At 71.4% G+C, this 12,739-nt stretch carries 12 protein-coding genes; 1 reads left to right on the top strand and 11 read right to left on the bottom strand.

Translation table 11 applies throughout. From position 1 onward, the window contains the following. The first annotated feature begins 72 nt into the window (after window positions 1–72). A complete protein-coding gene (locus RAMLITH_RS19455) occupies window positions 73–1,842 on the top strand; it encodes an MFS transporter (RefSeq protein WP_168109111.1) in 1,770 nt (589 codons plus the stop codon). 133 nt (window positions 1,843–1,975) lie between these two features. Here the strand turns inward: RAMLITH_RS19455 and RAMLITH_RS19450 are convergent, their stop codons facing one another. The 11 genes from RAMLITH_RS19450 to RAMLITH_RS25560 all read right to left on the bottom strand — a co-directional run bounded on the left by RAMLITH_RS19450 (window position 1,976) and on the right by RAMLITH_RS25560 (window position 12,736). Beyond that, window positions 1,976–2,992: a GNAT family N-acetyltransferase gene (locus RAMLITH_RS19450; protein ID WP_168109110.1), complete on the bottom strand. Its 1,017-nt coding sequence runs from the start codon at window positions 2,990–2,992 to the stop codon at window positions 1,976–1,978. An 11-nt stretch (window positions 2,993–3,003) separates the two neighbouring features. Further along, complete coding sequence (locus tag RAMLITH_RS19445; protein ID WP_168109109.1) at window positions 3,004–3,483, bottom strand: hemerythrin domain-containing protein; 480 nt, start codon at window positions 3,481–3,483, stop codon at window positions 3,004–3,006. 67 nt (window positions 3,484–3,550) lie between these two features. Next, complete coding sequence (locus RAMLITH_RS19440) at window positions 3,551–4,837, bottom strand: hypothetical protein (protein ID WP_168109108.1); 1,287 nt, start codon at window positions 4,835–4,837, stop codon at window positions 3,551–3,553. After that, entirely contained in the window at window positions 4,834–5,142 is a 309-nt protein-coding gene (locus tag RAMLITH_RS19435) for a DUF2249 domain-containing protein (RefSeq protein WP_168109107.1), read from the bottom strand. Before RAMLITH_RS19435 ends, RAMLITH_RS19440 begins: the two co-directional genes overlap by 4 nt. A 16-nt stretch (window positions 5,143–5,158) precedes the next feature. Next, window positions 5,159–6,202 (bottom strand): TRAP transporter substrate-binding protein, encoded by a 1,044-nt coding sequence (locus RAMLITH_RS19430; RefSeq protein ID WP_168109106.1) that lies wholly within the window; start codon window positions 6,200–6,202, stop codon window positions 5,159–5,161. Window positions 6,203–6,251: 49 nt separating this feature from the next. Further along, window positions 6,252–7,583 carry a TRAP transporter large permease subunit gene (locus RAMLITH_RS19425; protein WP_168109105.1) on the bottom strand — a complete coding sequence of 444 codons (1,332 nt, stop codon included), beginning with the start codon at window positions 7,581–7,583 and terminating at the stop codon, window positions 6,252–6,254. Beyond that, a complete protein-coding gene (locus tag RAMLITH_RS19420; protein WP_168109104.1) occupies window positions 7,580–8,161 on the bottom strand; it encodes a TRAP transporter small permease in 582 nt (193 codons plus the stop codon). Before RAMLITH_RS19420 ends, RAMLITH_RS19425 begins: the two co-directional genes overlap by 4 nt. Then, on the bottom strand, window positions 8,161–8,979 hold the full coding sequence (locus RAMLITH_RS19415) for an enoyl-CoA hydratase family protein (protein ID WP_168109103.1): 819 nt from the start codon (window positions 8,977–8,979) through the stop codon (window positions 8,161–8,163). Before RAMLITH_RS19415 ends, RAMLITH_RS19420 begins: the two co-directional genes overlap by 1 nt. 28 nt (window positions 8,980–9,007) lie before the next feature. Continuing rightward, window positions 9,008–9,754, bottom strand: a complete 747-nt coding sequence (locus RAMLITH_RS19410) for an SDR family NAD(P)-dependent oxidoreductase (protein WP_168109102.1) — start codon at window positions 9,752–9,754, stop codon at window positions 9,008–9,010. 31 nt (window positions 9,755–9,785) lie between these two features. Further along, window positions 9,786–10,571: an enoyl-CoA hydratase-related protein gene (locus RAMLITH_RS19405; protein WP_202883304.1), complete on the bottom strand. Its 786-nt coding sequence runs from the start codon at window positions 10,569–10,571 to the stop codon at window positions 9,786–9,788. Next, a complete protein-coding gene (locus tag RAMLITH_RS25560) occupies window positions 10,568–12,736 on the bottom strand; it encodes an AMP-binding protein (protein WP_202883303.1) in 2,169 nt (722 codons plus the stop codon). Before RAMLITH_RS25560 ends, RAMLITH_RS19405 begins: the two co-directional genes overlap by 4 nt. Between the last annotated feature and the right edge of the window lie 3 nt (window positions 12,737–12,739).

The raw sequence follows: 12,739 nt of genomic DNA, 5'->3' as shown, positions 1-12,739 counted from the left end.
GCCGCGTCGCCGGACGCCGCAGCTGCGGCCCATCCGCGCTGAGCACCGTCCCGCCGCCCCGACAATCGGGGCATGCGACTTCCCAATCTCCTGGCGACGCGGCGCGGCCGGTTGGCCGCCTTTTTCGGCCTCTACGTCACGGAAGGCATTCCGCTCGGCTTCGCCGCCACCGCGGTCGCCACCCAGTTGCGGCGACAGGGGATCGGCCCGGCCGAGATCGGCGCATTCGTCGCGTCGCTCTACCTGCCGTGGGCGTTCAAGTGGGCGTTCGGCCCGCTGGTGGACGTCATGCGCTCGCAGCGCTTCGGCCACCGCCGCGGCTGGATCCTCGCCACGCAGCTGGTGATGGCGCTCACGCTGCTGTCGCTGGTGCTGGTGCCGCTGCCGCAAGGCCTGTGGCTGTTCACCGCCGTGCTGTTCGTGCACAACATCTTCGGGGCGATCCAGGATGTGGCCATCGACTCGCTGGCCGTCAACACGCTGCAGGAGCACGAGCGCGGCCTCGCCAACGGCCTCATGTTCGCCGGCGCGTCGGTCGGCCAGGCGATCGGCGGCGCCGGCGTGCTGTTCCTGGTCGACGTGATCGGCTTCCAGGGCAGCTTCGTCTTCGTCGCCGCCGCGATCCTGGCCGTCACCGTGTTCGTCGTGCTGCCGATCAAGGAGGCGGCGGTGGAGCGGGCGCGCGATGCCGCCGCCGGCTGGCGCCGCGCTGGCGCCGAGATGAAGGCCTTCGCGGTGCAGTCATTCCGCGCGTTCGTCGGCACGCGCGGTGCGTTCGCCGGCGTGTTTTTCTCGTTGCTGCCGGCCGGCGCGATGTCGCTGGGGCTCGCGCTGCAGTCCAACCTGGCCGTCGAGGTGGGCATGACGGACGACGAGGTGGCGGCCATCAACCTGTGGGCCATGATCATCTCCGGCTCGGCGATGGTGGTCGGCGGCCTGCTGTCGGACCGCCTGGGGCGGCGGCGCACCCTGTTCGCCTACACCGCGGCCATGAGCCTGCCGGTCGTCTACCTGATGTGGGTGCTGCAGGGCCACGGCTACGTGATGCCGCGCGCGCCCGGCGGCGCGCCGCTGCCCGAACTCGTCACCGCGCTGTGGATCGCTTCGCTCGCCTACGCGGTGTTCCAGGGCCTCATGTACGGCACCCACGCCGCGATCATGATGGACGTGACCAACCCCAGGGTGGCCGCGACCCAGTTCACCGCGTACATGGCCATGATGAACCTGGCGATCGCGATCAGCGCCAGCTGGCAAGGGGTGGCGGTGGAGGCGTGGGGCTACCCGCGCACCTTGCTGGTCGACGCCATCGTCGGCCTGCTTGCGCTGGCGCTGCTGCCGATGATGAAGCGGCCGCCCGGCACGTTCACCGACGCGCTGGCGCAGGGTCGCGCGCGCAAGTCCTCGCTGGTGCTGGGGCTCGCGTGCCTGGCCTGGCTGCCTTACTGGTCCAGCCACGAGTTGCTGGGGCGGGCGCAGCCGATCGTCGGCACCTTCTTCACGCTGGTGTTCATCGCGTCGGCGCTGTTCCTGCTGGCCGGGCGCGAGGTGCTGGGCCAGGCGGCCGGTGGCTGGCGACGTGCGGCATTGTGGATGGCGCCGCTGCTGCTGGCGATGTACGGTCGCTACTGGCTGGGCAAGCTGGACGCGATGCCGGCGCTGCGCACGGCGGCCGAAGTGCTGGTGTATCTCGTTCCACTGGGCGCCGGCGTGGTGCTGCTGGCGCTGGCCCGGCGCGAGTGGCCGGCGCTGGACGCGGCGGGCGACGACGAACCTTCAACGGGGCAAAGCGGACATCCGAACGCAGAAGCCGCAAAGGAAGCGCAGAAGCCGCAGAAGATTTGAGGAAGGTAGGATAGGAGAGGCTCCTCCGAGGAGGCTTTTCCAAGATTCAAAATGCTTCCTGCTGTCTTTTCTGCGGCTTCTGCGTAATCTCTGCGGCTTGTGCGTTCGGCTGTTGGGTTCGACTGTCGGCTTTCTACACGTCCAGCCGCCGCGCGAACGCCAGCCGCTGCGACGGCTGGAAGCCGTTTTGCTGGAAGAACGACAACAGCGGCAGCTGCGTGGAAGCCACCTGCGTCTCCACCCGCTCGATCTGCAGCGCCGCCAGGTTGGCGAACAACTGCTCCAGCAGCGCACGCCCGACCTGCCGCCGCGAGTGCCCGACGTCCACGCCCAGCGTGTCGACCACCGCCACCGGCTCGGCGCGGCCATAGTCGCCCAGGTCGGCACGCGCCATCACGAAGCCCACGATCGCGCCGTCGCGCCGCGCCGTCAGCGACACCCGGATCGCCGAGTCGTCCATCGCCTCCGCGACACGGGCCGCGATGTAGCCGCCGCGGTCGCGACCGGTGATGCCGCGATCGATGCGGACGATCTCGCGCAGGTCGCCTGACGCCATCGGCCGCACCTCGGGACGGTCCAGCGCCATGCGTTCGTCGTCGTTGGCCTGCGGCGCGCCGAAGTCGACCTCGCCCCCCGGCCCGTGGCCGCGCGGCAGCGTCACCGGCTCGTCCGGCTCGCGGCTCGCCGCCTGCCGCAGTCCGGCGTCGAGGACGTAGCTCGGTGCCAGCCGGAAGCCCATGGCATCGAGCCAGCCCAGCATGGCCCGGTCGCGCCAGGTCGCCGTCGTGTGGACGTCGCGGATGCCGTGGCGCCGGCCCCAGTCCGCCAGCACCTGGAACAGCCGCGTGCCGCCGCCCTGACCGCGTGTTCCCTCGCGCAGGCCGACCATCTCCAGCCGCAGCCCCGGTTCGCTGCGCCCGAACTCGCCCTCCAGCACCCGCGCCAGGATGTAGCCGGCCAGTCCGCGCTCGTCGCACGCGGCGAACTGTGCGTGCAGCTTCGGCTCGCGCAGCGCGGCCGCGAGCCGGCGCTCCACGTAGTTGCGCCGTGATCGGCCTTCCAGCGCCGCGTCGATGGCGACCACGGCGGGGAGGTCGTCGCGCGCGAGCGCGCGGATGGTGAAGGCAACGGCGGATCCAGCGGTCGTCATGGCGGGCTCCTTCAGGCGGCGGAGTAGGCGAACGCCAGTTCGCGATCGGACTCCTCGTCGAGCAGGTCGTCCAGCAGCGGCAGCAGCGCCATGGTCTCCTTCTGGATGTGGGCCACCTGGCGCTCGACGAGTTCCATGCCGAGCGGACGCAGCGCGCTCCAGCCGGCTTCGTCGATGGCCCCCTTGGCCGCCTCCCGCGCCAGCGGCAGCAGTTCGGCGCACACCTCGCGGATCGCGTCGTGCTCCTCCTGCAGCAGGCCCGCCATGCCGCCGTCGCCGCCCTCCGCCATCCGCGGGAACAACTGCTCCTCCTCGAACGCGAAGTGACGGTCGACGTCGTTTTCGAGCAGCCGCACCAGTTGGCCGAGCAGTCCGGCGCAGGCCGGGTCGTAGCGGGGGCTGCGCGAGAGCAGCTGCTCGACCTGGCCGAGCAAGGCGATGTTGGCCCGGTGCTCGTCGTCGAGCATGCGGCTGACCTGCGAGGAATTCATGGCGTCTCCACTGATTCTGGTATCTGGATACCGGAATATCGCGGCGCGCGGGTGGCGTGGGTTTGCGCTAGCTCAAGGTCGCCTTCTTTTTCGCGAGGCGCGCCAGCACGACGGCGGCGAACCAGCAGAATGCCGCCGCGCCGGCGGCGCCGACGGCGGCCGCCGCCGTGGCGACCCAGGCACTGTCGAGGGCGATGGCGGCGGCCAGCCCGCCCAGCGCCGTCACATGGCACCAGAAGTGGATGGCCAGCGCCCGCTCGTGCGTCAGGCTCGATGGCGTCGGCGCCCGGCGGCCGGCGCCCGCGGCATGCATCGCGGACAGGAACGGCAGGATGCGCTGCAGCATGCCGAGCACGAAACTGAGCAGCCACACGCCGATCACGGCCAGGCCGAACCAGGCCTCGAGGCGCGGCACCGGCCATTCGAGCGCGAGGGCCAGCGCCAGCACCAGGCTCCCGGCCAGCCCGGCCCAGCCGATCCTGACCAGCACGAACGACCGGCCCAGTTCCTGGCGCATCCCGCTGCGCAGCGCGTTCCGCATCGTCCGCAGGTGCAATGCGGTGGCCAGCGCGCCGCACGCGATCGCGGCAACGCGCAGCGGTATCGGCGCCAGGCCGAAGGCGGCGGCGCCGGCCAGCCCCAGGCCACCCACCGCGAGCGCGCAGGACGCCAGCTGGTCGCGCTCGCGCGGGCTTTCTGCCAACGCGAACATCGGCACCAGGATGTAGGCGAGGCCCAGCGCCAGCAGCCCCATGAAGCCGAAGGGCGCGAACACCAGGTGCAGCGCCACGGCGGTGGTGCGGCTGGGCGCGGGCAGCCCGAGCCAGGTGGCGGCCAGCGACAGCGCGCTGGCGAGCACCACCGCCAGCGATGCAAGCGCCGCCCAGCCGTGCGCCGTCACGCCGGGCATGCCGCGGCCGCCGTGCAGGTTGCGCAGCATCAGCGCGCCCCAGCCAAGAAAGCACAGCGCCACGGCGACGGCACCGGCGGCGAGCCATTGCGGCTGCGGCCAGCCCATGCCCAGCGCCAGCACGGCCACTGACGGGGTGTAGACCCACCAGATCGCGCTCAGCAGGCTGTGCCCCGGCGCCGCCCGGCGCGTTGCGACCGGCACCAGCTGCGCGCCGGCGCCCAGCGCGGTCATGCCCAGCACGCCCAGCGTCAGCAGGTGCAAGGCGGCCAGCGGCCAGCCCAGGCCGCCGCTGAAAGCCAGCCACTGCGCGGCGCCGGCCGCGAGGGCCAGCCACGCGAACAGATGGAAGACCACGGCCGCCGCGAAGAATCGCAGCGTCGTCCACGCCGGCAGCAATCGGCCGCGGGCGCCGCCCAGGAAGACGCTGGCGCCGGCGCTCACGGAATGCGCCGCAGCAACAGCCGGACCTCCCCGGCGTCGCCGGGCATGGGCGACGCCTCCCACCCGAGCTCGGCAAGCTCGGGGTACAGCATCACGGGGTCGCGGTCGAGATGGGCCACGACCTGCGCCGGCGGCATGGAACGCACCAGTCGCAGGATCGCGACCAGGGGCTGCGGCGGCACCATGCCGCGCACGTCGATGTGCACCGTCTGCCCGTCGTGCCACTGCTCCGCCGCAGCACGCGTGGGCGGCGGGCACTCGCCATCGTCCGGCGGGGAGCAGGGGCGATCGGTCTCGGGCGTCATCGGCGGTCCGGCGTGGTCACTTGTCGTATTGTCGGCTGAGCGCCCTGGCATCTTCCAGGAGCGCCGCGCCGTTGCCGCCCTTGGCCGAGACTTCCTTGACCCACTGCTCGTCGATGTCGGCGGTGGCCTTGGTCCAGCGCGCCAGCTCCGCCGCCGGCAGCGCCAGCACCTGGTTGCCACGATCGGTCGCCAGCTTGTGGAACGGCACGACCACGCTGTCGAAGCCCTTCTCGCCGGCCCAGGCCGAGGTTTCGGCGCCGCTGTTGGCGTCGATCACCTTCTTCAGGTCGGCCGGCAGGCCGTCGTACTTCGCCTTGTTCATCACGAAGGCGAAGATCGAGTTGGCGAACTTCGGCTCGCCCGCCGGGACGTCGACGTGGCTCCTGGCGATCTCCTGCAGCTTGGCGGCGGGAACGCCTTCCCACGGCACCATCGCGCCGTCGATCACGCCCTTGGCCATGGCCTCGGGCACCGCCGGCAACGGCATCTGCACCGGGGTCGCGCCAAGCGCCGCCAGCATCCGCGAGTTGAGCCGGGTGGCGGCACGGATCTTCAGTCCCTTGAGCTCGTCGAGGCTCCTGACGCCCTTGGCGCTGGTGAGGTGGAACGAGGAGCCGTCGTTGGTGTGCAGCCACAGCGGCTTCACGCCCGCGTATTCATCCAGCGCGTTCTTCTGCACGAAGTGCCAGAACGCGGTGCTGGAGCCCTTGGCGCTGCGGGTGAAGAACGGCAGCTCGAACACTTCGCTCTTGAGGAAGCGGCCGGCCGAATAGGTGGGAATGGTCCAGACGATGTCGGCGACGCCGTCGCGGGCCTGGTCGAACAATTGCGCCGGCGTCCCGCCCAGCTGCATGGCCGGATAGATCTGGCACTTGAGCTTGTCGCCGGAGTCCTTGGCGACCTTGTCGCACCAGGGCTGGATCAGGTTCCTGTGCACGTTCGACGTGCCGGGCAGGAAGTGGTGCACCTTGAGCACCACCTGCTGCGCCATGGCAGGCACCATGGCGCAGGCCGTGAAGGCGGCGGCGGCGACGAGGCGGACAGTGGATGGGATCTGCATGGTTTGTCTCCTGTGGTTGTGATGGGAAGCGCGGGAAAAAACGGGGAAATCAGGTCTGGAACGTGCGCACCAGCACCAGCGAGAGCACCGGAAAGAACAGCAGCACGGCGATGCGCACGAAGTCCGACAGCAGGAAGGGCACGACGCCCTTGAACGTCTCGGTGAGCGGCACGTTGCGCGCGATGCGGTTGATCACGTACACGTTCATGCCCACCGGGGGGTGCACCAGGCCGATCTCGACGACCATCAGCGCCAGGATCCCGAACCAGATCGACTTGTCGGTGGGCGACAGCCCCCAGAAGTCGAGTCCCATCACCACCGGGTAGAAGACCGGAATGGTGAGCAGGATCATCGCCAGCGAGTCCATCACGCAGCCGAGCAACACGTACACCAGCAGGATGGCGGTCATGACCAGCAGCGGCGGAAAGCCGGCATCCTTGACCCATGCGGCCAGCTCGGTCGGCATCTGCGACAGCGCCAGCGCCGTATTGAGCTGGTCGGCGCCGAGCAGTACGAGGAAGATCATCGCGGTGGTCTGCGCCGTGCCCAGGCCGACATGCCACAGGCCGCGCCAGCGCAGGCCGCCGTTCACCACGGCCAGCACGCCGCAGGCTGCCGCGCCGATCGCGGCCGCCTCGGTCGGATTGGCCCAGCCGCCGTAGATGCCGACGATGACGACCACGAACACCAGCAGCACCGGCAGCACGACGAGCAGCGAACGCACGCGTTCGCCCCAGCCGACCCGCGGGCCGGCCGGGCCGCTGCCGGGATTCAATCGCACCATGATCTGGATCACGACCATGTAGCCGACCATGGCGATCACGCCTGGCACGACCGCGGCCATGAACAGCTTGCCGATCGACTCCTGGGTCAGGATGGCGTAGATCACCAGCGGCACCGACGGCGGGATCATGATGCCCAGCGTGCCGCCGGCGGCGAGCGCCCCGGTGGCCAGCGAGCCGGAGTACTTCGCACGTTCGAGTTCCGGCAGCGCCACCTGGCCCATGGTCGCCGCCGTCGCGAGCGACGACCCGCAGATCGCGCCGAAGGCCGCGCAGGCGCCCACGGCGGCCATGGCGATGCCGCCGCGCATGTGGCCCAGGAACGCGCTGACGAACCGGAACAGGGAACGCGACAGGCCGCCGTGGGTCGCGAACTGCCCCATCAGCAGGAACAGCGGAATCACGATGAGGTCGTAGTTCGACAGGCGCGCGTAGGCCAGGTTCTTCAGCGAGTTGAGCAGCGGCGTCCATTCCCAGCCGGTAAACCAGACATAGCCGGTTGCGCCGATCATGAACATGGCGACGCCGATCGGCACGCGCACCAGCAGCAGCAGCATCAGCGCGCTGAACAGCGTCATCCCCGACGCGATGCCGCTCACGGCCGCGCCTCCGCCCTGGCCCGGCGCCAATGCCAGGCGGCCATGTACAGGCCGGCGAGCGCCAGCAGCACGAAGCCGGGAACCATCAGCGCCTGGCCGATCCACAGCGGCACCCCCAGGATCATCGAGGTCTCGCCCGCCGCGCCGACCATCAGCGCGCCGGCGGCGGTGCGCCATGCGATCAGCGCGCCGAACAGGCCGACCAGGAGCGATCCTGCGGCGTCCAGGCCGTGCACCCAGCGGTCGGGCAGCCGCTCGGTGAAGAAGTCCACCTTCACGTCGCCGCGATTGAGGTGGCAGTAGGCGAAGAACGACGATGCGGCGAAGGCGGAGCACATCTGCAGCAGTTCCACGTCGCCAGGCACCGGCGCCGCCCACAGCTTGCGGCCGGTGATCGACACGATCGACATGCCGACCAGGACCGTGAACACGAGCGCTCCGGCGACGGCCGCCGCCTCGCACGCCCGCAGCAGGACCCGGCCGCCGGGACCGAACGCATCCGGTGCGCCCTCTGCCGGCGCCCTTCCGTGCGGGCCGGCGGCGCCCGGCGACGTCGCCGCGACGGCAAGGCTGTCCATCAGTTGCCTTCGAACACGGGCTTTTGCTTGGCCGCGAACGCGCGGTAGGCGCGCTCGAAGTCCCTGGTCTGCATGCAGATGGCCTGGGCCTGCGCCTCGGCCTCGATGCACTCGCCCAGGCCCGAGTTCCACTCCTGCCACAACATGGTCTTGGTCATCGCATGGCCGAAGGTGGGGCCGTCCGCGAGCTCGCGCGCCAGGGCCGTGGCCGTCTCCAGCAGCGCGTCCGGCTCGACGAGCCGGTTATGGAAGCCGAAGCGCTCTGCCTCCTCGCCGCCGACGACCCGTCCCGTGTACAGCAGGTCGGCCGCGCGCGACAGGCCGATCAGCCGCGGCAGCAGCGTGCAGGCGCCCATGTCGGCGCCGGCCAGCCCGACCCGCACGAACAGGAAGGCGAGCTTGCTGCGTGCCGTCGCCACCCGCATGTCGGAGGCGCAGGCGATCATCGCGCCGGCCCCCGTGCACACGCCGTCGATGGCCGACACGATGGTCTGCGGGCAGGCCCGCATCGCCTTGACCAGGTCGCCGGTCATGCGCGTGAACTCGAGCAGCTCTGGCATGTCCATCTGCACCAGCGGGCCGATGATTTCGTGCACGTCGCCGCCGGAGCAGAAGTTGCCGCCGGAGCCGGTGAACACGACCGACTTGATGTCGGTGGCGTAGACCATCTCGCGGAACAGGTCGCGCAGCTCGCCGTACGAATCGAACGTCAGCGGGTTCTTGCGCTCGGGCCGGTTGAGCGTGATGGTGGCGACCTTGCCTTGCACGCTGTAGCCGAAGTGGGTGGCGCGGTAGTTGGCGAGCTGGATGCGCTTCATCGGGAGTCTCCTTGGAATGAGGGGGCGGTCAGCCGGCCATGGTCAGTCCGCCGCTGACGCTGAGCACCTGGCCGGTCACGTACCGGGACCGCTCGGTGGCGAAGAACAGGATCGCGTCGGCCACCTCCTCGGGCTGGCCGAGACGGCGGAACGGGACGGCCTTGGTCAGCGCCTCCTTCACCTTGTCGGGAACCGCCGCCATCAAGGGCGTGTCGGTGGGGCCGGGGCAGACGCAGTTGACGTTGATGCCGTAGCGGGCCACTTCCCGCGCCAGGGCCTTGGTGAAGGCGATCAGGCCGCCCTTGGCGCCCGAGTACACGGTCTCGCCGAGGCTGCCGACGCGGCCGGCATCGCTGGCGACGTTGATGATGTGGCCGCTGCGCCGCTCGATCATCGCCGGCACGAACGCCTTGGCCAGGCGCATCGGCCCGACGAAGTTCAGCGCGATGACGCGGTCCCACAGCTCGGGCGTGCCCTCCCAGAACGGATGCGTCTTGCCCCAGCCGGCACCGTTGACGATCACATCCGGCACGCCGAACTTCTCCATCACCCGGGTGGCGAGGGCATCGACCGAGCCGGCGGAGGTGAGATCCACCGCCAGGAACTCGGCGTCGTGGCCGGCCGCGCGCAGTTCGGCGGCCGCCTGCGCTCCCTTGGCCTCGTCGATGTCGGCCAGCAGCACCCGCGCGCCGGCCTGCGCGAAGGCCTGCGCCGTGGCCCGGCCGATGCCGGAGGCGGCGCCCGTGACGATGGCGGTGCGGTTGTCGAGCTTCATGCTGTTCTCCGGAAGTGAAGGAAGTCTTGGGTCAGCGGGCGCTGCGGGCCAGGAAGGCGGCCACCCGCTCGCGTGTCGCCGGATGCTGGTAGAGGTGCCGCGTGAAGGCGACTTCCTCGGCGAAGCCGTCGCGCGCGGCATCCAGCGCGGCCGCAATGCATTGCTTGGCGGCGGCGCTGGCCGCGCGCGGCAGCCTGGCCACGCGCGCCGCCAGCGCGCGCGCGGCCGGTTCGAGTTCAGAGCGCGGCACGGCCCACTGCACCAGGCCCAGGCGTTCGGCGGCAGCGCCGTCAACCGTCTCGGCCCCAAGAATGAGACGGCTCGCCAGTCCCGGCCCGACCAGCCGCGTCAGGCGCTGGGTGCCGCCGGCCGCGGGAAGCAGGCCCAGTCCGGCCTCCGGCAGGCCCACGCGCGCCTCGTGCGCCGCGATGCGCAGGTCGCAGGCCAGTGCCAGCTCGAACCCGCCGCCCAGCGCCGCGCCGCCGATCTCGGCGATGGTCACCACGGGCGCCGCCTCGATGCGCCGCGCCAGTTCCTGCAGGCGGCGCACCAGGGCGAGCATGTCTTCCAGGCCGCGCGGCGTGCGGATGCTTTCCTGCATCAGGGCCAGGTCGGCGCCGGCGCAGAACACCTTGGTGCTGCTGCGCAGCAGCAGCACCGCCACGGCGTCGTCCTGGCAGGCGGCATCGATGGCAGCGAGCAGCGCGTCGACCAGCGCGTCGTCGAGCGCGTTCACGGGCGGGCGGCCGAGCGTGACGGTGCAGACGCCGGCCTCGACGGCGGCGTGCAACGACGCAGCCGCGGCCGCCGTGCTCACGACACGCTCCCGGGCCGGGGCGCCAGCAGTTCCGCGAGCCGCCGCCGCAGCAGTTTGCCGGTGGGCGTGCGCGGCAACTGCGGCACGCACTGCCACACGCCCGGCCGCTGGTAGGGCGGCATGGCGGCCGCGCGCTCGCGCAGCAGCCGCTCGACCTCGGTGCCCTGCCCTTCGCGCGCCGCGTAGAAGAGCGCGACGGTGTCGACGCCGTCGCGGTCGGGCACGCACACGCAGCCGGCCTCCAGCAGGCCCGGGGTCCCGGCAGCGAGCTTTTCTTCCAGCTCCACCAGGTTGACCCAGCGGCCCTTGATCTTGATCAGCGAGTCTTCGCGCCCGGCGAAGCGCCAGCCGCCGCCCTGCGTGCGCAGGAACAGGTCGGCCGGGCAGAAGGCGCCGTCGCGGAAAGTCTCGGCCTGCGCGATCGGCCGGTCGAGGTAGCCGAGGGCCAGCGTCGACACCCGGATCCGCAGCCGCGTCGGAATGCCGGCGGCTGCGGCCTCGGGATCGGCGGGGTGGACCTGGACGCCGGGCGAGGGCTGCAGGCCGTCGTCGCCGTCCATCCCGGTGAGCACGAGGACCAGGGTCTCCGACGCGCCGTAGCCGTCGGCCATCGGCAGCCCACAGGCCTGCCGCCATGCCTCGCGCAGGCTCGCCGGCAACGCTTCGCCGGCCGAGACGCACAGCCGCACGCCGGCGGCGGCGAGGCGCGGCGCCAGTCCCGCGTGCAGGATGCTGCGGTACAGCGACGGGACGCTGAAGAAGATCGTCGGCCGCGTCTTCTCCACCGTCTCCACCGCCGATGCCGGCGTCGGCCAGCGCGCGTCGAGGATCACCGCGGCGCCGATCTTCAGCCCGGCGAACAGGCTGTTGGTCTGCGGGTACGAAAAGAACAGGCGCGACGTCGCGAACAGGCGGTCGCCGGGCTGGATGCCCAGGCGCTCGCGCGACACGCGCTCGATCTCGCGCGCGAAGCCGTGCGCATGCACGACCGCCTTGGGCTTGCCGGAGGTGCCGGACGAGTGGCACCAGAACGCCGGTGTATCGGCGTTGGCCGCATGAGGCGGGGCCGGCGTCGCGGCGGCGACGGCATGGCGCCCCTCCTCCACCAGGATCACGCGCTCGCGCCAGGGTGCCGGCGTGTCGTCGGCGTTCTCGGCCAGGATCACGTTGAATCCGGCTTCCTCCAGGATGTACTGCCACTCCGGCGCCGGGATCTGCGGATTCACGGCGACCGCGACGCCGCCGGCCCAGATGGTGCCGAGGAAGGCGACCACCCAGTCGACGCCGTCGAACAGCTTGATCGCGACCCGGTCCCCCGGCTTCAGCCCCTTGGACTGCCAGACGGCGGCAGCGCGTGCGACGCGGTCGCGCAGCTCGCCGTAGGTGAGGCGCTGCTCGCCGCAGACCAGCGCCAGGCGCCCCGCGTCCTGCCCTGCCAGCAGCAAGGCGGCGGCGTTGAGCGGCTCGCCCGCGGCACCGGCTTCGCGCGGGCTGCGCGCCGCCTCCAGCAGGCCGGCGCCGCTGAAGAGGCCCGGCTTGCGCGCGCGCCAGCGGTCGTATTCGGTGGCGAGCAGCTCGGCGTGCTCGCGTTCCTCGGCGCCCAGTTCGATCGCCAGCCGCTGTTCGGCCGAGCCGGCCGGCGCCGCGGCGGCGCGTGAAGCGAAGAAGGCGGCCGCCCGCTTCTCCAGCGCGATGGCGATGCGGAACAGGTTGTCCGGGTCCTGCGGCCGGTGGTCGACGTCGGCGAAGATCGCCGCCACCTCCAGGCGAAAGGCCGGGGAATGCTCGGGAATCGCGACGTGGTAGCGCCGCGAAAGCGTCTCCATGTGCTGGCCCTCGACCACCGCCAGCCGGCCGAACAGCGTCTTCAGTTCCTCGTCGGCGGTCTCCACGGCAGCACGCTGGTAGAAGGCGCGGCCGCCCAGCTCGATCTCGAACGCCATGCGCACGGCATCGAGCGCCGCGCGGTCCGCCGGCGGCGTGCGGTCATCGTGGCGCAGCGCCAGCTTGCCGCCGCACAGCGGGCAGCTGCCGTAGGGAAAGGCGAAGCCTTCGCTCACCTTGCCGCACTGGCCGCACTGCCACTGCATCGGCGCGTGGGCGCAGCAGATGTAGCGGCCGTCGCTCTCGTCCGCGAGCGGCGCATGGCACTTTGGGCACTGCATGAT

Source organism: Ramlibacter lithotrophicus (assembly GCF_012184415.1).
Classification (GTDB): domain Bacteria; phylum Pseudomonadota; class Gammaproteobacteria; order Burkholderiales; family Burkholderiaceae_C; genus Ramlibacter; species Ramlibacter lithotrophicus.
This window is presented reverse-complemented; position numbering and strand designations above follow the sequence as displayed.

Coding starts and splice junctions, on each gene's coding strand:
- RAMLITH_RS19455 (WP_168109111.1), top strand. CDS start 73: ATGCGACTTCCCAATCTCCTGGCGACGCGGCGCGGCCGGTTGGCCGCC.
- RAMLITH_RS19450 (WP_168109110.1), bottom strand. CDS start 2,992: ATGACGACCGCTGGATCCGCCGTTGCCTTCACCATCCGCGCGCTCGCG.
- RAMLITH_RS19445 (WP_168109109.1), bottom strand. CDS start 3,483: ATGAATTCCTCGCAGGTCAGCCGCATGCTCGACGACGAGCACCGGGCC.
- RAMLITH_RS19435 (WP_168109107.1), bottom strand. CDS start 5,142: ATGACGCCCGAGACCGATCGCCCCTGCTCCCCGCCGGACGATGGCGAG.
- RAMLITH_RS19430 (WP_168109106.1), bottom strand. CDS start 6,202: ATGCAGATCCCATCCACTGTCCGCCTCGTCGCCGCCGCCGCCTTCACG.
- RAMLITH_RS19420 (WP_168109104.1), bottom strand. CDS start 8,161: ATGGACAGCCTTGCCGTCGCGGCGACGTCGCCGGGCGCCGCCGGCCCG.
- RAMLITH_RS19415 (WP_168109103.1), bottom strand. CDS start 8,979: ATGAAGCGCATCCAGCTCGCCAACTACCGCGCCACCCACTTCGGCTAC.
- RAMLITH_RS19410 (WP_168109102.1), bottom strand. CDS start 9,754: ATGAAGCTCGACAACCGCACCGCCATCGTCACGGGCGCCGCCTCCGGC.
- RAMLITH_RS25560 (WP_202883303.1), bottom strand. CDS start 12,736: ATGCAGTGCCCAAAGTGCCATGCGCCGCTCGCGGACGAGAGCGACGGC.